The organism is Flavobacterium celericrescens, from assembly GCF_011392075.1.
GTDB lineage: Bacteria > Bacteroidota > Bacteroidia > Flavobacteriales > Flavobacteriaceae > Flavobacterium > Flavobacterium celericrescens.
The window spans coordinates 62,800-82,190 of sequence record NZ_JAAJBV010000007.1; the positions used below are offsets into that span (position 1 = coordinate 62,800).

The window sequence follows — 19,391 nt, forward strand, 5'->3', positions numbered from 1 at the left end:
CGCGTTTGGTAGAGATATTAAATTGATAACATCAAATCATGATTATAATTTTGCCGCATTACAATACGGATTTTATAAAAAATACTTTGCTCAAAAGCCAAATCTAGCTAATGGAATAAGTGCTGCATATGCTATCGAAATAGGTAGCGATGTGTGGATAGGTGACAATGTAAGTATACTTCCAAATGTAAAGATAGGACATGGAGCCATTATAGGAACAGGCAGTGTAGTTACTAAAGATGTTGCACCATACACCATTGTTGGAGGAGTTCCTGCTAAGTTTATAAAGGATAGGTTTACTGAAGCCTCAAAAAATATGTTATTAGCTTCTGAGTGGTGGAATTGGGATGATGAAAAGATAAAATCGAACAAAGATTTTTTCTTTAAAAATTATAATGCTAATGAATAAGATATATGTTTATTGGTGGGCATTACATGAAAGAGGTGCTGTAGATAATTATGGAGATATTTTAGCTCCTTTTTTAGCTGAAAAATTATCAGGTAAAAAAGTGGTTAAAGTTTCGCATCCAATGCATCGATGGTACAAATGGCTCATAAAGCATTATGTTACAGTAGGTAGTATAATTTGCGCTGCCAGTAAGAATTCGATAGTTTGGGGAAGTGGTATTATAAAGGCAAATGAAAATGTTAGAGCAGCAAAGTTTGTTGCGGTTAGAGGACCAAGAACTCGAAATAGATTATTAGAATTAGGATATGAAGTTCCTGAAGTTTATGGTGATCCAGCCTTGTTGTTGCCAAGATTTATTCCAAATGTAGCAGAAAAAAAATATGACCTAGGAATTATTCCTCATTATGTAGATTATGATAGTGTTGTGGAGCAATTTAAGTCTAATTCAAAAGTTAAGGTTATTAATTTGATGACAGCTGATATTGTGAAAACAACTCAAGAAATTTTAGCATGTAAACAAATCATATCATCATCGTTGCATGGTGTAATTGTGTCGCATGCATATGAAATTCCAGCTCTGTGGGTTAAATTTTCCAATAAGTTGGCGGGTGATAACGTTAAGTTTTATGATTATTTCGAATCGTTAGACATTTCTTATACACAAGAATTTTATATTGATCCAACAAAAAGTACAATTGCGGATTTTGAAACATTATTAATCGAAAATAGTTCGATTTTATTACCATCGCCAGCAATTCTAAAACAAAGACAAGAAGCCCTTTTTGCATCTTGTCCTTTTAAAAAATGAGAAAAGGAGCTAATATTTCAAAAGATGTTATACTAGAGTCGAGTGTTTCTTCACATCGGGTAATTATTCCTTTGTATATTCCACATGAAGAAGATTACTATAAAGAATCCTATCAAATTTTTGAATATTGTTTGTTTTCAATAATTAAAACAAGTGTTACAAAACTAAAAATTTCGGTAGTAAGCAATAATTCATGTAATTCAGTAAACGATAAACTTTATGCTTTGCAAAAACAAGGCTATATAGATGAATTGATTATTGAAAATGAGGCAATAGGAAAAGTCAATAGTATTTTAAAAGCTTTGCGAACAGCTGAAGAGCGGTTAATAACCATTACAGATGCTGATGTTTTGTTTTGTAATGGATGGGAAGCAGCTGTTGTTGAAGTGTTTGAAGCTTTTCCAAAAGCAGGAGCGGTTTGTCCAGTGCCTGTTTTTAGAAAGCAATTGCATTTAACGAGTAATATTTGGTGGCGCTATTTGTTCTCAAAAAAGTTATCTTTTAGTCCGGTAAAAAATCCTGAAGCGATGGAGCGTTTTGCACAAAGTTTGGGATGGTTTTCGCTTGAAGATAGATTTAAAGATGTAATCTGTACCTTGGAAGGTAAAAATAATGTTTTAGCTGTTTTAGGTTGTTCTCATTTTGTAGCAACGTATAAAAGAGAAGTGTTTGAGCAATTACCAAGAAGTAATTCCAAATACAAATTAGGTGGCGATAGCGAGTTTTTGTATACAGATGAACCTGTTTTAAAAATGGGTGGTTATCGATTGGCAACATATGACAACTATGCTTATCATATGGGAAATCATGTAGAGCCATGGATGCAAAATGTATATGAAACCATTACAGAAATAGAAAGTAAAAAAGAAATAGCTCATGCTTTTAAAAAATTAAAGAAAAGCTCGTGGAGTTATTTTTTTACAGAACGTATTTTTAAAAAAATATTCTATTTTAAAGTGTGTTATGATTTTCTTCTTCACAAAAAAGGATTAACAAAAGAGCAGTTAAAAAAATTTTGGTATTAAACACGAATATATGATTAATGTAACTAAAACATTTTTTCCTCCGATAGAGGAATATCAAATGCAACTGCAACGCATTTGGAGTAACCAATGGTTAACGAATCGCGGAGAGTTGGTGTTGGAGTTAGAAGAGAAGCTGAAAAAATATTTGGAGGTTAATCATATATTAATTACAAATAATGGCACCATTCCATTGCAAATAGCTTTGAAGCTATTAGGGAAAGAAGGAGAAATTATAACCACTCCTTTTAGTTATGTGGCTACTACAGCTGCAATAGTTTGGGAAAATTGTAAGCCTGTTTTTGTTGATATTCATCCAGAATATTTAACTATCGATGAGACAAAAATTGAAGAAGCTATAACAGATAAAACAACAGCAATTTTAGCAACGCATGTTTTTGGTAACCCATGTAACGTAGAAGTTATCAACTCCATTGCTCAAAAACACAATTTAAAAGTAATTTATGATGCTGCTCATGCTTTTGGAGTTACTTATAATGAACATTCTATTTTTAATTACGGAGATATTAGTACTTGTAGTTTTCATGCTACAAAGTTATTCCATTCAGGAGAAGGCGGTGCGTTATTTGCAAAAGATGCAGATTTGCAACATCAATTGTTTTATAGTCACAATTTTGGGCATAATGGACCTTTAGCTTTTTATGGATTAGGAATAAATGCTAAAATTTCTGAATTGCAAGGAGCTATGGGTTTAGCTGTTTTACCTCATATGCAAACGATTCTTTCAGAGCGAAAAAAAGTTGTTGATTTTTATAACACGCAATTAGATTTCGATAAATTAAAAACTATTAAGATAAGATCAAATACGGAATGGAATTATAGTTATTATCCTGTAATTTTTGAGTCTGAAAAGAAATTATTAGAAGTTCAAGCTGCTTTAAATCAAATGCAAATTTTTCCAAGACGTTATTTTTATCCATCTTTGAATAAGATAGAATACATTGAAGCATTAGAAATGAAAGTGTCTGAGAGTATTGCTTCAAGAGTATTGTGTTTGCCTTTGTATGTAGGGTTAAAAAATGCTGAATTACATCAAATAATTACTACTATTAATTATGCATTAAAATGAAAGTAGCAATAATGCAACCTTATTTTTTTCCTTACATTGGTTATTTTCAATTAATCAATGCGGTAGATATATTTGTGTTATATGATGAAATTGAATACACAAAAAAAGGTTGGATTAATAGAAATAGATTATTAAAAAATGGTTCGGATGAACTTTTTTCTTTACCATTAAAAAAGGATTCTGATTTTTTAATGATTAATCAGCGCTATTTGTCTGATAATTGGTCTGTGGACAAAAAAAAGTTATTGAATACTTTTAATGAAGCATATAGAAAAGCGCCTTTTTTTAAGGAAACTTTTATATTAATAGAGCAATGTTTAAATTACTCTAATATAAATTTATTTCATTTTTTATATGAGTCTATTAAGTGTATTTGTAATCATTTAAATATTGAGACAAAATTGATTGTTTCATCAACTTTAGATTTTGATAATAGTCTAAAGGCAGCAGATAAAGTTTTAAATATTTGTAAAGTATTAAAAGCAAATGAATATATAAATCCCATAGGAGGACTAGAATTATATAATAAAGATTTTTTTAAAAAAGATGACATAGTTTTACATTTTTTAAAAGCTAAAAATGTGACTTACAAGCAATTTGAAAATAATTTTATTCCATTCTTGTCTATAATAGATGTATTAATGTTTAATTCTATAGAAGAAGTTAAAAAGATGATAGCATCTGAATACGAAATACTATAAAATGGAAAAATTAAATTGGATAAAAAAAGGATTATTATTTAATCCAAAAGAGCATAATACTCCACTATGGATGAATGAATTTGCACAAGCACCACACGTGTTGCATTTTCAAGATTTTATTAGAGTTTATTTTTCATGTCGTCCATGCCCTGATGCTAATGGACAATATGTAAGTTATTCTGCATATGCTGATTTTGATTTTGATTTTAAGCTTATATCAATTTCAGAGCATCCGATTTTACCTTTAGGACAACTGGGTACTTTTGATGAATTTGGAACTTATCCTGTTTCTGTAATAAAAAATGAAGATCAATATTATGCCTATTATGCTGGGTGGACAAGATGTGAATCGGTTCCTTTTAATACTGCCATAGGTTTTGCAAAAAGTAATCACCCAGATTCATTTAATAAAGTAGGTGATGGTCCTTTAATTTCTTATTCTGTTGATGAACCATTTGTAATTAGTGGTCCTAAAATTAGAAAATTTAATGATATTTATTATTTGTTTTATATAGCTGGAACTGATTGGATTTTAGATAATGGTAAACCAGAACCAATCTATAAAATAAGAATGGCAGAGAGTAAAGATGGGATTCATTTTATAAAAGCAGATAAACAATTAATTGAAAATAAATTAGGCGAGTATGAAGCACAGGCAAGTCCTGATGTCTTTTATAAAAATGGCAAATATCATATGTTTTTTTGCTATCGGGGAGGAGCTAATTATAGAGGCAAAGAGAATGGTTATCGAATAGGTTATGCTAATTCAATTGATTTAGTAAATTGGAACAGAAATGATGATTATGTTGGTATAGATGTTTCAGATGAAGGATGGGATAGTGAAATGATAAGTTATCCTCATGTGTTTGAGCTAAACAATAAAGTACATATGTTTTATTTAGGTAATCAAGTTGGAAAGCAAGGATTTGGTTGGGCAACATTAGAAAATGAATTGTTATGATTTGGAAGAAAAAAGGAAAGTTTTTTGATCCGACTATAGATAAGTTGGCAAATCATATTGTAGAGTTTGCTCAATCGCCACAAACTATTGTTTTTGATGATTTTATTAGGGTTTATTTTTCTACTAGAACACGTGATGAAAAAGGAGCTTATTTAAGCCATATTGCTTACATTGATGTTGATTTGAATTTTGAAAAAATAATTGACTTTTCAAAAAAAGAGGTTATTGGATTAGGTCATTTAGGAACATTTGACGAGCATGGAATTTTTCCAATAAGTCCCTTCAAAGATGAAGATAAACTATATGCTTTTACTTGTGGATGGAATAGAAGAATTTCTGTTCCAGTTGAAACAGGTATAGGATTGGCAATTTCAAATGATAATGGGGCTACTTTTCAAAGAATTGGGAAAGGACCTATTCTAGCTTCTTCCCTTTTAGAGCCTGTTTTAGTAGGTGATGGATTTGTTCAAAAATATGAAGAAATATATCATATGTGGTATATTTTTGGTACAAAATGGATACCAGAAACAGAAAATGAACCAGTAGCAAGGGTATACAAAATTGGTCATGCAACATCTACTGATATGATAAATTGGACAAAGGAAGAAGGAAAACAAATTGTTTCTGATATTTTAAATGAAAATGAATGTCAAGCATTACCAACAGTAATAAAGATAAAGGATACTTATCATATGTATTTCTGTTTTAGAGAAGCAACAGATTTTAGGAAAAACCCAGAAAGAGGCTATAGATTAGGATATGCAACATCCAAAGATTTGATAAATTGGAATAGAGATGATGAAAAAGGAGGACTGTTTAAATCTCAAAAAGTATCAGATTGGGATAGTGAAATGATGTGTTATCCACATATTTTTACTGCAAATGAAAAAGTGTTTTTGCTGTATAATGGAAATGAATTTGGTAAATTTGGTTTTGGTGTAGCGGAATTAATTAGTGAATAATGGAAAAAATAGAATATCAAATCAATCAATCAAGCTATGATGATATTTATGACCATTTAATTGCTTGCGATGTTTATTTTGTTCCAAGGCTTAGTGAAAAAGTAGCTATTGATATATATTCTAAGAAAATTATTGATAATGCAATTCGAATTGAAGCATGGGAAAATAATGTACTTGTCGGATTAATTGCGTTTTATTCAAATAAAGAAAATTCATTTGCATACATAACAAATGTAAGTGTCTTGAATGAATTTAAAGGAATTGGGATTGCAAAAAAGCTTATGCAAGAAACAATAAATGAAGTTCAAAAAATAAAATTTAAAACAATACAATTAGAAGTTAATAAGTCAAATTCAAAAGCAATAAGTTTATACAAGTTATTAGATTTCGAAATAGACGATGAAAATCAAGATAATTATTTAATGAAAAAAAATATTATAAAATGAATACAAGAGATTACAACAAAGAATTAAAAGATACTTCAGATCATAAATATGCTTATAATTTTGATTTTGATGTAATGCATCATTTTATGCTTAAATCATTTCTTCCATTTTTTAAAGAAGGAAATTTTCTTGAATTAGGTAGTTTTAAAGGCGATTTTACAAGAAAATTTTTGCCATATTTTGATGATATTACTTGTGTAGAAGCATCTGATGAAGCAATGGATTTAGCAAAAAAAGAGTTTGGTGATAGTGTAAAATATATCAACTCTCTTTTTGAAACAGCTTCTTTGCCAACAAAATATGATAATATTGTTTTAACACATGTATTAGAACATATTGATGACCCAGTTAAAGTATTAAAACGAATTAACGATGAATGGCTTTCTGAAAACGGGAGATTTTTTTTAGTTTGTCCAAATGCTAATGCACCTTCAAGACAAATTGCAGTAAAAATGGGATTAATTTCTCATAATGCTGCGGTTACGCCAGCAGAAAAAGAGCACGGACATCATATTACATATACACTTGATACTTTAGAACGTGATGCAAAAGCAGCAGGGTTAAAAGTTGTACATCGTTCAGGTATATTTTTTAAAGCATTGGCAAATTTTCAATGGGATAGATTATTACAAACTGATATTATTTCAAAGGAATATTTAGAGGGTTGTTACGAACTAGGACAACAATATCCAGATTTGTGTTCTAGCATTTTTTTAATGTGTGAGAAAGGAGAATAATATGAATAAAAAACCTCTGTCTGTTTGTTTTATTACTTATAATCATGAAAAATATGTCACACAAGCATTAGATAGTATCTTGATGCAAAAAACAGATTTTGAATGGGATTTAGTAGTCGCGGATGATTATTCAACAGATTCGACAAGAGCTAAAATTCTGGAATATAAAGCTAGGTTTCCTGAAAAGATACATTTAATTTTTCAAGAAAAAAATGTTGGGCCTGCACAAAACTTTATAGATTTAATCACTTTTCCAAATTCAAAATATATTGCCTATTTAGAAGGTGATGACTATTGGACTGATCCTTATAAATTGCAAAAACAATATAATATTTTAGAACAGCATCCTGATTGTGTTTTATGTTTTACAGATTATTCTAATTTATATGCAGAAAACAAATTGGTTGAGGTTAGTAAAAATAAATTAGCCATCAAAACTCAATTTTCAGATTTAATACAACGAAATTATATAGCAACTCTAACTGTTATGTATCGAAATACTAAAGAGGTTTTACCTATTTGGTATAAAGATATGAAAATTGGTGATTGGCCCCTTTATTTATGGTTAATGAAGGATGGTCATAAGGCATATTATCTAAAAGAAAACACTGCGGTTTATAGACACGGAGTTGGAGTTTCTGTTAATATGGTCAAGAGAATTAGTGTTATTACTTTAAATTTATTACAAATCTTAAATGAACTTCAAAAAGACGTTTCTTTTAAACCGCATAAGAATGTAATTTCTAATAGTATTTTTGAAAGAAAAAAAGAATTATTAAAAAGTTATATAAGGGAAAATCAAGTAAGTAAAGTAATATCGGTTTATTTTGAAATGATTAGATTTTCAACTTTCATAAGTATTACTAAATTATTGTTATTCTCTATGTTTAAAAAAATCAGAAGTTAGTTTTAATACATGAAAATTCTATTCGTCTCTATACCAAATCATCATTTTTTTCAATGGGCTAACCAGTTGAAAGATGCTGGGCATGAAGTGCATTGGTTTGATATTACAGATGGTGCAGGTTTTTCTTCAAAAATCAATTGGATTCAACAGCATAATGGTTGGAAGTTGCGATGGAATTTCCCCGGTCGTTATTTTATAAAACGAAAATTTCCAAGCATTTATCAGTTCATCAATCGATTTAATACACATAAAACAGCAACTGTTTTTGATAATTTACTTGCTACCATACAACCCGATGTAATTCACTGTTTTGAGATGAATTTGTCTGGAATTCCAATACTACCTGTTTTAGAAAAATATCCTAATATTCCATTAATTTATTCATCTTGGGGAAGTGATTTGTATGATTTTAAAAGTTTTGGATTAAGTGAAGCTATAGTAAAACAATTTTTACAACGCGTCGATTATTTGATTACAGACTGTAAAAGGGATTATCAATTGGCACTTTCATACGGATTTTCCAATGCGTTTTTAGGTGTTTTTCCTGGTAATGGAGGTATTTTATTTCAGTCAACTTATATTTTGCCTACCGAAGAAAGAGACATTATCTTGGTAAAAGGATATGAAGATGGTGTAGGCAAGGCATTAAATGTCTTAGAAGCCATACAAGAATTAGGATTGTTTGTTATCCAGAATTATAAAATTGTGGTCTATAGTGCTGATAAAAAAGTGGTGGATTTTATAGCTACATCACGTTTTTATGAATCAGCAGAAGTGTTTGAGAGAAATCATTATATTCCCAATGAAGCTATATTAGAATTCATGGGAAAATCAGTAATTCATATTGGTAATAGTGTCTCAGATGGAATGCCTAATTCTTTGTTAGAGGCTATGGGCATGGGTGCATTTCCAATTCAAACGAATCCTGGTGGCGCAACAGAAGAGGTTGTTGAGCACGGTGTAAATGGTTATTTAATTACTTTTCCAGAAAGTAAATCAGAAATAGCTCATTTGATTAAGAGTGCTTTAACTAACTTGACATTGCGAAAAAAGGCGCAAGAATATAATGTGTCTTTTATGAATGCGCATTACAATAGAGCTATTTTACAATCAAAAATAGTGGCGTTATATCAAAATTTGTTACCATAATTATGCAAGTTTCTTTTTTAATTGTTACTAAAAATCGTCCAGAGGCTTTGGCTTTTACTTTGAATAAGTTGAAAGCTCAAATTGATTTGTCTGTACATGAGGTATTGGTTTTTATTGATGGTTGTAAAGCGACTGAAGCATTAGTTAGCCAATTTGATTGGGTACAATGGACGATTGCAAAGAAAAGCATTAGTGCTTCACCAGCTCGAAATGTATTGTATAAAAAAGCTGAAGGCGAAATTTTTATTGGTTTAGATGATGATGCGCATCCTATAACGGCTGATTTTATTACTAAAGTACAAGCGCAATTTAATAGTAATGAAACGCTAGGAATTATTGCTTTTCAGGAGATAAGAGGTGTTTATGATGCTGACGAAACGGCTTTGTCTCATTTTAAAGAAAAAGATTCTTATTTTACAAATGATTTTATTGGTTGTGGTTTTGCAATTAAAAAAAGTGTATATCATCAAACGAATGGTTTTCCTGTGTGGATGACAATATATGGTGAAGAACCTGCTTTGGCTTTAGAAGTTTTAGATTTAGGTTATACGATATATTACCAAAATGATATTGCTGTTAATCATCGGGTTGATACTAAAAAACGATTGGGTCAAGGCAGAAACTATTTTCGTTTTGAAAACCAATTTCGTAATAGTATCCGTTTTTATTTGGTGTATTATCCTAAGCCATTTTTAAAAGTAATCAAATTGTTGGTTCATAATTTAAAAAAATATGGGGTAAAAGATTTTCATTTTTTCAGATTATATGTCAAAGTATTTTTTACTTTTTTGATACAACTATTTTCCATCTTAAGCTATAGAAAGCCAGTTAAAAAGGAAACATTGCAAAAAAGAAGTCAATTAAAAAGTATGAATTATTAATTTTTTTAGATATTTGAACTTTTTAAACCCTAAACTATTCCATGCTTTTTAATTCTATAGACTTTGCTCTTTTCTTTCCATTAATATTTATATTATATTGGTTTTTTACTTCAAAAAGTTTGAAGTGGCAAAATCTATTATTACTTGTAGCCAGTTATTATTTTTATTCTTGTTGGGATTGGCGTTTTCTTTTTTTACTTGTTTTTTCTACACTATTAGATTATTATTCAGGTTTGCAAATTGAAAAAAGTGGCTCTGAACGATTGCGAAAGTTTTGGTTTTGGTTGAGTATTGGTATTAACTTAGGTTTTTTAGGTGTTTTTAAATATTTTAACTTTTTTGCCAGTTCATTTGCTGATTTGTTTGCTTCATTTGGTTTTCAAATCAACATTTGGTCTTTAAATATTATCTTGCCTGTAGGTATTTCTTTTTATACGTTTCATGGGCTCTCGTATGTTATTGATGTGTATAAAAAAAGGATTCCTGCAGAGAAAAATTTTGTTGAATACTCCGTTTTCGTATCTTATTTTCCACTTTTAGTTGCAGGACCTATTGAGCGAGCTACTCATTTATTACCTCAAATAAAAAAAGCACGCAAATTTAATTATTTCCAAGCTGTGGATGGTTTGCGACAAATATTATGGGGTTTATTTAAAAAGATAGTAATCGCTGATAATTGTGCTGAATATGCCAATTTAGTATTTAATAATTCAGATGATTATTCGGGTAGTACATTAGTAATGGGAGCTATTTTTTTTACTTTTCAGATTTATGGTGATTTTTCAGGCTATTCTGATATTGCTTTAGGAACCTCCAGATTGTTTGGTATTGAATTGTTGAAGAATTTTTCATTCCCATATTTTTCTAGAGATATTGCCGAATTTTGGCGCCGCTGGCATATATCGTTATCGTCTTGGTTTAAAGATTATTTATACATTCCATTGGGTGGAAGCAAAGGCGGAAAATGGATGCAAATACGCAACACCTTTGCCATATTTTTAGTAAGTGGCTTTTGGCATGGTGCCAACTGGACCTTTATTATTTGGGGATTATTAAATGCAATTTACTTTTTACCCTTATTGTTGTCCAATAAGAACAGAAACCATATTGATATCGTTGCAAAGAATAGTTATTTGCCTTCAATCAGAGAGTTTTTTGCAATGGCAGTAACTTTTATGTTAACCGTTTTTGCATGGATATTTTTTAGAGCCAATACTTTAACGCATGCTATTCATTACATAAAAGCTATTTTCACCAAGCAATTGTTTAGCCTTCCTGAGGTAAGACCATCACATGTAATTGCGCTAATTTTTGTTTTTATGTGTATTGAGTGGTTTGGAAGAAAAAATGATTATGCTTTAGCGACTTTTGGATTGAGTTGGCCAAAAGCTTTTCGTTGGTCATTTTATATGGTTTTGCTAATTGCTATTTTTATTTTAGGAACTAAAGAACAAGAATTTATTTATTTTCAATTTTAACATGAAAAAGTTTTTACTTAAGCTACTTTTATTTGCGGCTATCTTTTTTATAATTGATAAGCTTTTTTATGTTTTTATTCATGTGTCGCCTAATTATCAGGTGGATAACCGAATTGAATTATTATTGCAAGGAAAAATTAATAAAGATATCATCGTTTTAGGTTCTTCACGTGGTGCAATGAATATTATTGCAGGTCAAATAGAAAAAGAAACAAAGCAATCAGCTTATAATATAGCTTTCCCAGGTTCAGATGTGGAATTTCATGAATTTATTTTAAAAACATTATTGAAATACAACAAAAAGCCAAAAACTATAATTTTTGCAGTCGATGAATCGCTTGAATTAATTCCAACAACTTCAATAACGTATCGTTTGGATAGGTTGTATCCATTGGTAAAATACAATTATATTAATCAGGAATTGATTCGTAGAGGCGATCGAAATTTTACCTCTTGGTTTATGTGTTTGTCACGATTGAATAAAACTAATTTTGCGTTAGAACGAAAACCAACAAAATTTGATTCTATACTTCCATGTGGCTCTATGCCAGTTAATTTTGAAGATACAAAGTATACTAAGCCCTATAAGTATGAAATTCCATCTTATAGTATAGCCAAGGAATCATCAGTTAAAAAAGCGGCATATCAATCTATTTTAAAGCAATGTGAGGCTAATAATATTCAAGTCGTTTTTGCCTTTTCACCTAATTTTGTGGCACATAGTAAAGCTTTTGAAAATAGAATCCGCGATTTGGCACTTCCTAACTCCAAATTTTTTATTTACGACACTACCAATTCAGTTTATCAAAATAAATTGTATTTTTACGATGAATCGCATTTGAATCAAAAAGGAGCAGCCATTTTTACAAGTGAGTTGAGTGCTTTTTTAAATCAAATGCCACAAAAATAATTTCAAATACATGAAAAAAGTAGCCATTATACCACTTCGTAAAGGTTCGAAAGGGATTCCAGGAAAGAATAAAAAAAAATTATTAGGTCGCCCTTTATTTTCATGGGTTTTGGGCGCAGCTATTTTTTCCGATTTGGATGAGGTTTATGTGTTTACAGATGATGAAGAGATATTAAATTATGTAGAAAAAGAATATCATTGGACTACAAAAGTAAAAGGATTACTGCGTGATGATGTTAATGCAAATGATACCGCATCAACAGAAAGTGCTATGCTTGAATTTGCAGAAAAGATCAACTATAATTTTGATATGTTGTGCTTGTTGCAAGCTACTTCGCCATTAACAACAGCTGAAAATATCAATGAAGCCATTGTAAATATGTATGTTCCAAATAATGTTTCTGTATTGTCTGTAGTAAAAACACATCGTTTTACTTGGAATTCTGATGGTACTCCTCAAAATTATGATGTTTTTAATCGCCCGCGTCGTCAAGATTTTGATAGTTTATTGGTGGAAAATGGAGCGATTTATATGACTACAAAAGATGCTTTTATAAGTTCAAAAAATAGAGTGAGTGGTAAAATTGGTTTGGTTGAAATGCCAGAAGAAACACTTGTGGAAATCGATAGTTTGAGCGATTGGACAATGGTTGAGAATTTAGTAGCTGCAAGACAAAAATCGTTAAAAGCACAACAGCGAATCAATTATTTGGTTTTAGATGTTGATGGTGTTTTTACAGATGGTTGTGTGTATTATGGTGCTGAAGGCGAGTTGATGAAAAAGTTTGATATGCGCGATGGTATGGGCTTGGAAATTTTGAGACAAAATGGAGTAGAAGTTGTAGTGATTACTTCTGAAAATTCAGATTTGGTAGCTAAGCGCATGCAGAAATTACAAATTAAGCATACTTTTTTAGGTGTTAAAGATAAATATTCATTCCTTCAAAATTTTATAGACCAACAACAAACTTTATGGGCTAATTTAGCTTATGTGGGTGATGATGTAAATGATTTGGCAAATCTTTGTACGGTAGGTTGGTCATTTGCTCCAGCTAATGCCACTGCTGTTGTAAAACAAAATGTAGATTTTACTTTGACTAATAATTCTGCTGATGGTGCTATCAGAGAAGTTTGTGAGTGGATCATGAAGTATAATGCAAGGTTTTAAAGACTTCGACAGGCACACTCTGACATTTGAGTTAATTGGTTATATATTTGTGTGAAATTATTTTAGTTTGACAGAATAGAAGTTCTTTCTAAACACAATTAACCAAATAATAATCACTTAACATTGTGATTATTCGATAAAATTATTTTTCTTTGCCTTTCCTTACTAATTGTATGAAAATGAACACTTATAAAGCCCCTTATGTAATCGCTGAAATTGGTTGTAACCACAAAGGCGAAATGGAAATTGCTAAAGAACTAATCAAAATCGCAAAGATTTTTTGTAATGCCGATGCAGTAAAATTTCAAAAGCGTAATAATGTAGAATTGCTAACTGAAGAGCAGTATAATGCACCGCATCCAAATCCAGCAAACTCTTATGGAGATACTTATGGAGCACATAGAGAGTTTTTGGAATTTGATGTTAATCAACATGCCGAATTAAAAGCCTATTGTGAAGAAATTGGTATTGTGTATTCAACTTCTGTTTGGGATACTACTTCGGCTAAAGAAATAGCTTCTTTAAATCCTGAATTTATTAAAATTCCTTCCGCCTGTAACAATAATTATGACATGTTAGGTTGGCTGTGTGATAATTATCAAGGTGAAATTCATATTTCTACAGGGATGACTACTAAAGGAGAAGCCGATGATTTGGTTAATTTCTTTACTTCAAAAGGGCGTAACAAAGATTTGGTGTTATATAACTGTACTTCTGGATATCCAGTTCCTTTTGAAGATGTTTGTTTGTTAGACATTAACTTATTGCTAGATAAATACGGAGATAAAGTAAAACATATTGGTTTCTCTGGGCATCATCTAGGAATTGCGGTAGATGTTGCTGCTTACACTTTAGGAGCAAATATTATCGAACGCCATTATACTATTGATAGAACTTGGAAAGGTACTGATCATGCAGCATCGTTAGAGCCAGAAGGATTGCGCAAATTATGCCGAGATTTAAAAGCGGTTTCTAAAGCCTTAACTTTTAAAAGCCAAGATATTTTGCCAATTGAACAGGTACAACGAGATAAATTAAAAAATAAAAAAGTATAATATTTAATCCCTTCGTAAGAAGGGATTTTATTTCTTAGGTGTATTAGTTTTAAAGCCTTATAGAAATGAAATAAATACTATATTTGCTCCCTATTTAATGAATTTAAAAATGAATAAAAAGGCTTTTATTTTTTTGCCAGATGGTGTGGGTTTGCGCAATTTTGCGTTGACTAATTTTAATACTATAGGAAAAGCTTTGGGCTATGAAATAGTGTATTGGAATAACACTCCTTTTAAAATAAAAGATGAATTAGGTTTTGATGAATTAGTTATCGAAAATCAACAATTACATCCTATGACCACTGTGTTTACACGTGCCCGTAAAAGAAGTGAATTAAATGTTTTTGATAAGAAATTCAAAGAAACAGTCTACAATACTTATAATTTTCCACAATCTTATAAAGGAATAAAAAATGCTTTTAAAAGTTTGTATGTAGATTTTTTAGTAGCTACAAAATCTTCTGAAAGAGGCGTTGTTTCAATACGTGAAAAAATTAAAAAGTTGGAGCGTTCAACTGCAAAATATGAGTATTGTAAAAAACAATTATTAGAACATAAGCCGGATATTGTTTTCTGTACGAATCCACGACCTACTCAAGCCATTGCACCAATATTAGCGGCTCAAGATTTAGGAATTCCAACAGCTTCCTTTATTTTTTCATGGGATAATTTACCCAAGGCAACCACTTTAATCGAGCCTGATTATTATTTTGTTTGGAGTGATTACATGAAAAATGAGTTACTACAATATTGTCCGTATGTAAAACCAGAACAGGTTTTTGTAACTGGGACACCGCAATTTGAAAGTCATTTTGATGTAAGTTTGTTGCAATCGAAAGAAGATTTTTATAATACTCATCATTTAAATTTAAGTACAAGATATATTTGTTTTTCGGGTGATGATATCGTTACCTCACCTTTAGATCAATATTATTTAGAAGATTTAGCTGTATCGGTTCGTGAGTTAAACCAACTAGGTTATAATTTAGGCATAATTTATAGAAAATGCCCCGTTGATTTTACAGATAGATATGATGCTGTCTTAAAAAAATATGACGATGTTATTATTTCTATTGATCCTTTATGGCGACCAGTTGGAACAAGTTGGAATGAAATTATGCCAACTAAGGAAGATTTTGCATTGCAAGCTAATATTTGTCATCATACAGAATTTGTTGGCAACATTGCCTCATCCATGGTTTTTGATTTTGTTGCACATGATAAATCGTGTTTGTTTTTTGATTACGAACAACCGCAATTACAAAAAGGAATTCGTGATATAGGACAAAACTATAAATACATTCATTTCCGTTCAATGCCTAATAATGAAGCGGCTTTATTTGTACATAACAAAAAAGAATTAACTACAATTGTAAAAGCTATTTTAGACGAAAATAAATCTAATGTTCCAGTGGGAAAAAAATGGTTTGATGTGGTTGTAGGAAATGAGCCAACAAAAGCTTCTGAAAATATTTGGGAAGGCATTAATGCAATTGTAAAATAAAAGTATGTTTTTCAACTCCTTATCTTTCGCTATATTTTTACCAATTGTATTTTTATTCTATTGGTTCATTTTTGCTAAAAATAAAACTACTCAAAACGCAGTGCTAATCGTTGCGAGTTATTACTTTTACTCGTGTTGGGATTGGCGTTTTTTGTTTTTATTGGTGTTTTCTACGTTGTTGGATTACTTTAGTGCCATCATGATGGAAAATAGTACGACTGATAAAAAGCGTAAATTGTGGTTGTGGTTGACAATTGGTATTAACTTAGGGTTTTTAGGCGTTTTTAAATATTATGATTTTTTTGCCCAATCCTTTGCTGATTTATTACAAGGTTTTGGATTCCATACTAATCCAGTTTTATTGAAATTAATTCTTCCAGTAGGAATTTCGTTTTATACGTTTCATGGCTTATCGTATGTGATTGATATTTATTACAAACGCATCACAGCCGAACGCAATTTTATAGACTATTCACTGTTTGTGAGTTATTTTCCGCTTTTAGTTGCTGGGCCAATTGAAAGAGCCACGCACTTATTGCCACAAGTAAAAGTTAAACGCCATTTTGATTTAGAGAAAGCCAAAGAAGGTGTTTATCAAATTATATGGGGATTGGTTAAAAAAGTGGTTATTGCTGATAGTTGTGCTACTTATGCCAACGCTGTTTTTGATCATTACGAATCGATGAATTCGTTGTCATTAGCATTGGGAGCCGTGTATTTTGCTTTCCAAATTTATGGGGATTTTTCAGGCTATTCCGATATCGCACTAGGGACATCCAAATTGTTTGGGATTGATTTATTAAAGAATTTTAATTATCCTTATTTTTCTCGAGATATTGCAGAATTTTGGCGCCGTTGGCATATTTCATTGTCGTCTTGGTTTCGCGATTATTTGTATATTCCATTGGGAGGAAGTCAAGGTGGTATGTGGATGAAAGTAAGAAATACGTTTATTATTTTCTTGGTCAGTGGGTTTTGGCATGGTGCCAATTGGACTTATATCGTTTGGGGATTAATCAATGCGATATATTTCTTACCCTTGTTGCTTCAAAATAAAAATCGTTCCAATATGGGCGAAATAGTAATGGGTTGGGATATTGGTAGTTTAAAAACTATTTTGAATATTCTGGGGACATTTGCTTTGAGTACGTTGGCTTGGATTTTTTTTAGAGCCAAATCCTTAACTGAGGCTATTGGATATCTTCAACGAATGTTTACTGATTTCCATTTTGAAAGCCAATATTTGAATAATGAACGATACAATTTTGAACTCTTACTTTTGGTTTTCGTTTTTGTAGGAGTAGAATGGTTCAATCGATCAAAAGTAGAACCTTTGTCAGGAAAAGCATCTTGGATAAAAGTAACGTTGGCTATTATGGCTTTATTAGCTTTAGGTGTGTATTCAGATTATAAAGAATTTATTTATTTCCAATTCTAATGAAAGTATTTTTTCTCTTTGTCGGAAAAATTATGGTTGTGCTTTTGCTCTCTGCTTTTGCATTGGATTTGGGTTATTCTTATGTGTATTCAAAGTCTACTACAAGAAATAAAATTGAAAATATTTTAAATGGTGAGCCTAAAGAATTTGATGTTATCATGTTAGGTTCTTCAAGAGCTAATAATCATTTTGTACCTCAATTATTTATAGAAAAAGGATTAAAGGCTTATAATTATGGCATGAGTGGTTCTAGGCTACAAGAATCAGCTCTAGTGCTTCAATTAATGTTGTCCAAAAAATATGATATTAAAAATATAATTCTTGAAGTTGATTTGAATATCAATACTGAAGGCTATTCTGATGGAACACGCGCTCGCTTTATGCCTTATCTTAAGTCAAATGAAACGGTTGCTAATTATTATGGCGAAATTATACCAGAATTTCAGTCGTTGTATTATTTGCCTTTTTATCGCTACATTCAGTATGATTCTCAAATTGGTTTTAGAGAAATGGTTTTTGCAGCCATTCATAAATCTTCGGCAAGTGTGTTAAATGAAGGTTTTTATGCTTTACAAGGTGAAGGACTTAACATGCAGTATGATTTAACTAAATATACGCCAAAGAAAAACAAAGATTATGAATTAATTAAAAAGTTGTGTAATAACAATGGTATCAATCTAATAGTTGTGAGTACACCTATGTGTGAGCATGTGAAAGGAATAAACTATTTTGAGGCCATAAAAAATGTTTATCCCGAAGTGCATAATTATGAAAATGTAGTAACAGAAGATAAATATTTTTCTACTTGTGGGCACATGAATGAAGCTGGTGCTCGCGTTTTTACTGCAAAAATCATAGAGGATTTCTTTCCAACAAAAGCAAAGTAATGAAGGCGTTTTTTCTCTTTATCGGAAAAATTATAGTTGTGCTTTTGCTGTCAGCAATTGTATTGGATTTTATTTATACCACAGTTTTTGCACAATCGAAAATTAGAAATAAAGTAGAAAATGTTATCAATTCGAAACCTCAAAATTACGATGTGATTATTTTAGGGACATCAAGAGCTAATAATCATTTTGTTTCGGAATTGTTTGCGGAAAAAGGATTGAAGACTTTTAATTATGGGATGAGTGGTGCACATTTATTTGAAACTTCATTGCTGTTGAAATTGATGGTTGAGCGCGGGTGGAAGATTAAAAACATCATTATAGAAACCGATTTGAATTTATGTAATGAAAAGCGTGATGATGGTACTTTTGGTCGTTTTATGCCTTTTATGCATCAATCAAAAACTATAGCTGACCATTTTAAAAATGAAACCGATTTTGCCGAACTGTATTATGTTCCTTTTTATCGCTATATTCAGTTTGATGCAAAAGTTGGATTAAGGGCTTTTTATAAAACGGCTATTGGCGAACCTACGAATGTATTGGCAAATAATGGTTATTATCCGTTGGGATTTAATCCAAAGGCGAATATGAAAAATAATATTGAAAGTTTAGTGCCATTACGTAACCGTTATTTCGAAGAAATTAAGCAAATTTGTAAAAGTAATAACATCAATCTGATTGCAGTGACCACGCCTATGTGTTCTAATGTAAAAGGAATGGGTTATTTCAAAAAAGTAAAAAAGTTATATCCTGAAATTAACGAATATGAACATATAGTTGATGGAGACGAGTACTTTTCTTCTTGTGGGCATTTGAATGATAAAGGCGCTAGGTTGTTTACTGCTAAAATTATTGAAGATTTATTTAAAAAATAA

19 protein-coding genes and 1 pseudogene are annotated in these 19,391 nt (G+C 30.8%); all 20 read left to right on the forward strand.

Annotated elements, in window-relative coordinates; translation table 11 throughout:
- Positions 1-142 precede the first annotated feature (142 nt).
- Positions 143-299 (forward strand): annotated as a pseudogene (locus G4L40_RS13205) (chloramphenicol acetyltransferase); the annotation flags it as partial.
- A gap of 102 nt (positions 300-401) precedes the next feature.
- Positions 402-1,217 (forward strand): polysaccharide pyruvyl transferase family protein, encoded by an 816-nt coding sequence (locus tag G4L40_RS10060; RefSeq protein WP_166237066.1) that lies wholly within the window; start codon positions 402-404, stop codon positions 1,215-1,217.
- Positions 1,214-2,242 (forward strand): glycosyltransferase family A protein, encoded by a 1,029-nt coding sequence (locus G4L40_RS10065; RefSeq protein ID WP_166237067.1) that lies wholly within the window; start codon positions 1,214-1,216, stop codon positions 2,240-2,242. Before G4L40_RS10060 ends, G4L40_RS10065 begins: the two co-directional genes overlap by 4 nt.
- 10 nt (positions 2,243-2,252) lie before the next feature.
- Positions 2,253-3,329, forward strand: coding sequence for a DegT/DnrJ/EryC1/StrS family aminotransferase (locus G4L40_RS10070; RefSeq protein WP_166237068.1), 1,077 nt, complete (start codon positions 2,253-2,255; stop codon positions 3,327-3,329).
- The gene (locus tag G4L40_RS10075; RefSeq protein WP_166237069.1) at positions 3,326-4,030 is read left to right on the forward strand and encodes a WbqC family protein; all 705 of its coding nucleotides are present in this window, start codon (positions 3,326-3,328) and stop codon (positions 4,028-4,030) included. Before G4L40_RS10070 ends, G4L40_RS10075 begins: the two co-directional genes overlap by 4 nt.
- A gap of 1 nt (position 4,031) precedes the next feature.
- Positions 4,032-4,991: a glycoside hydrolase family protein gene (locus G4L40_RS10080; protein ID WP_166237070.1), complete on the forward strand. Its 960-nt coding sequence runs from the start codon at positions 4,032-4,034 to the stop codon at positions 4,989-4,991.
- Positions 4,988-5,953 (forward strand): glycoside hydrolase family protein, encoded by a 966-nt coding sequence (locus G4L40_RS10085; protein WP_166237071.1) that lies wholly within the window; start codon positions 4,988-4,990, stop codon positions 5,951-5,953. Before G4L40_RS10080 ends, G4L40_RS10085 begins: the two co-directional genes overlap by 4 nt.
- A complete protein-coding gene (locus G4L40_RS10090) occupies positions 5,953-6,399 on the forward strand; it encodes a GNAT family N-acetyltransferase (protein ID WP_166237072.1) in 447 nt (148 codons plus the stop codon). Before G4L40_RS10085 ends, G4L40_RS10090 begins: the two co-directional genes overlap by 1 nt.
- Positions 6,396-7,136, forward strand: a complete 741-nt coding sequence (locus G4L40_RS10095) for a class I SAM-dependent methyltransferase (protein WP_166237073.1) — start codon at positions 6,396-6,398, stop codon at positions 7,134-7,136. The genes G4L40_RS10090 and G4L40_RS10095 overlap by 4 nt, the downstream gene beginning before the upstream one ends.
- A 1-nt stretch (position 7,137) precedes the next feature.
- A complete protein-coding gene (locus tag G4L40_RS10100; protein ID WP_166237074.1) occupies positions 7,138-8,043 on the forward strand; it encodes a glycosyltransferase in 906 nt (301 codons plus the stop codon).
- Positions 8,044-8,052: 9 nt separating this feature from the next.
- Positions 8,053-9,192: a glycosyltransferase family 4 protein gene (locus G4L40_RS10105; protein WP_166237075.1), complete on the forward strand. Its 1,140-nt coding sequence runs from the start codon at positions 8,053-8,055 to the stop codon at positions 9,190-9,192.
- A 2-nt stretch (positions 9,193-9,194) separates the two neighbouring features.
- On the forward strand, positions 9,195-10,073 hold the full coding sequence (locus tag G4L40_RS10110; RefSeq protein WP_166237076.1) for a glycosyltransferase family 2 protein: 879 nt from the start codon (positions 9,195-9,197) through the stop codon (positions 10,071-10,073).
- A gap of 41 nt (positions 10,074-10,114) precedes the next feature.
- Positions 10,115-11,551, forward strand: coding sequence for an MBOAT family O-acyltransferase (locus G4L40_RS10115; RefSeq protein WP_166237077.1), 1,437 nt, complete (start codon positions 10,115-10,117; stop codon positions 11,549-11,551).
- A gap of 1 nt (position 11,552) precedes the next feature.
- Complete coding sequence (locus tag G4L40_RS10120; RefSeq protein WP_166237078.1) at positions 11,553-12,461, forward strand: hypothetical protein; 909 nt, start codon at positions 11,553-11,555, stop codon at positions 12,459-12,461.
- Between the two features lie 10 nt (positions 12,462-12,471).
- Complete coding sequence (locus G4L40_RS10125) at positions 12,472-13,629, forward strand: acylneuraminate cytidylyltransferase (RefSeq protein ID WP_166237079.1); 1,158 nt, start codon at positions 12,472-12,474, stop codon at positions 13,627-13,629.
- Positions 13,630-13,808: 179 nt separating this feature from the next.
- A complete protein-coding gene (locus G4L40_RS10130; protein ID WP_166237080.1) occupies positions 13,809-14,684 on the forward strand; it encodes an N-acetylneuraminate synthase family protein in 876 nt (291 codons plus the stop codon).
- A gap of 109 nt (positions 14,685-14,793) precedes the next feature.
- Positions 14,794-16,188, forward strand: a complete 1,395-nt coding sequence (locus tag G4L40_RS10135) for a glycosyltransferase family protein (RefSeq protein WP_166237081.1) — start codon at positions 14,794-14,796, stop codon at positions 16,186-16,188.
- 4 nt (positions 16,189-16,192) lie between these two features.
- Positions 16,193-17,626, forward strand: coding sequence for an MBOAT family O-acyltransferase (locus G4L40_RS10140; RefSeq protein WP_166237082.1), 1,434 nt, complete (start codon positions 16,193-16,195; stop codon positions 17,624-17,626).
- Positions 17,626-18,513 (forward strand): hypothetical protein, encoded by an 888-nt coding sequence (locus G4L40_RS10145; RefSeq protein ID WP_166237083.1) that lies wholly within the window; start codon positions 17,626-17,628, stop codon positions 18,511-18,513. The genes G4L40_RS10140 and G4L40_RS10145 overlap by 1 nt, the downstream gene beginning before the upstream one ends.
- Positions 18,513-19,391 (forward strand): hypothetical protein, encoded by an 879-nt coding sequence (locus G4L40_RS10150; protein ID WP_166237084.1) that lies wholly within the window; start codon positions 18,513-18,515, stop codon positions 19,389-19,391. Before G4L40_RS10145 ends, G4L40_RS10150 begins: the two co-directional genes overlap by 1 nt.

Coding starts and splice junctions, on each gene's coding strand:
- G4L40_RS10150 (WP_166237084.1), top strand. CDS start 18,513: ATGAAGGCGTTTTTTCTCTTTATCGGAAAAATTATAGTTGTGCTTTTG.
- G4L40_RS10065 (WP_166237067.1), top strand. CDS start 1,214: ATGAGAAAAGGAGCTAATATTTCAAAAGATGTTATACTAGAGTCGAGT.
- G4L40_RS10140 (WP_166237082.1), top strand. CDS start 16,193: ATGTTTTTCAACTCCTTATCTTTCGCTATATTTTTACCAATTGTATTT.
- G4L40_RS10115 (WP_166237077.1), top strand. CDS start 10,115: ATGCTTTTTAATTCTATAGACTTTGCTCTTTTCTTTCCATTAATATTT.
- G4L40_RS10095 (WP_166237073.1), top strand. CDS start 6,396: ATGAATACAAGAGATTACAACAAAGAATTAAAAGATACTTCAGATCAT.
- G4L40_RS10085 (WP_166237071.1), top strand. CDS start 4,988: ATGATTTGGAAGAAAAAAGGAAAGTTTTTTGATCCGACTATAGATAAG.
- G4L40_RS10070 (WP_166237068.1), top strand. CDS start 2,253: ATGATTAATGTAACTAAAACATTTTTTCCTCCGATAGAGGAATATCAA.
- G4L40_RS10075 (WP_166237069.1), top strand. CDS start 3,326: ATGAAAGTAGCAATAATGCAACCTTATTTTTTTCCTTACATTGGTTAT.
- G4L40_RS10100 (WP_166237074.1), top strand. CDS start 7,138: ATGAATAAAAAACCTCTGTCTGTTTGTTTTATTACTTATAATCATGAA.
- G4L40_RS10125 (WP_166237079.1), top strand. CDS start 12,472: ATGAAAAAAGTAGCCATTATACCACTTCGTAAAGGTTCGAAAGGGATT.
- G4L40_RS10060 (WP_166237066.1), top strand. CDS start 402: ATGAATAAGATATATGTTTATTGGTGGGCATTACATGAAAGAGGTGCT.
- G4L40_RS10135 (WP_166237081.1), top strand. CDS start 14,794: ATGAATAAAAAGGCTTTTATTTTTTTGCCAGATGGTGTGGGTTTGCGC.
- G4L40_RS10110 (WP_166237076.1), top strand. CDS start 9,195: ATGCAAGTTTCTTTTTTAATTGTTACTAAAAATCGTCCAGAGGCTTTG.
- G4L40_RS10145 (WP_166237083.1), top strand. CDS start 17,626: ATGAAAGTATTTTTTCTCTTTGTCGGAAAAATTATGGTTGTGCTTTTG.
- G4L40_RS10080 (WP_166237070.1), top strand. CDS start 4,032: ATGGAAAAATTAAATTGGATAAAAAAAGGATTATTATTTAATCCAAAA.
- G4L40_RS10120 (WP_166237078.1), top strand. CDS start 11,553: ATGAAAAAGTTTTTACTTAAGCTACTTTTATTTGCGGCTATCTTTTTT.
- G4L40_RS10090 (WP_166237072.1), top strand. CDS start 5,953: ATGGAAAAAATAGAATATCAAATCAATCAATCAAGCTATGATGATATT.
- G4L40_RS10130 (WP_166237080.1), top strand. CDS start 13,809: ATGAACACTTATAAAGCCCCTTATGTAATCGCTGAAATTGGTTGTAAC.
- G4L40_RS10105 (WP_166237075.1), top strand. CDS start 8,053: ATGAAAATTCTATTCGTCTCTATACCAAATCATCATTTTTTTCAATGG.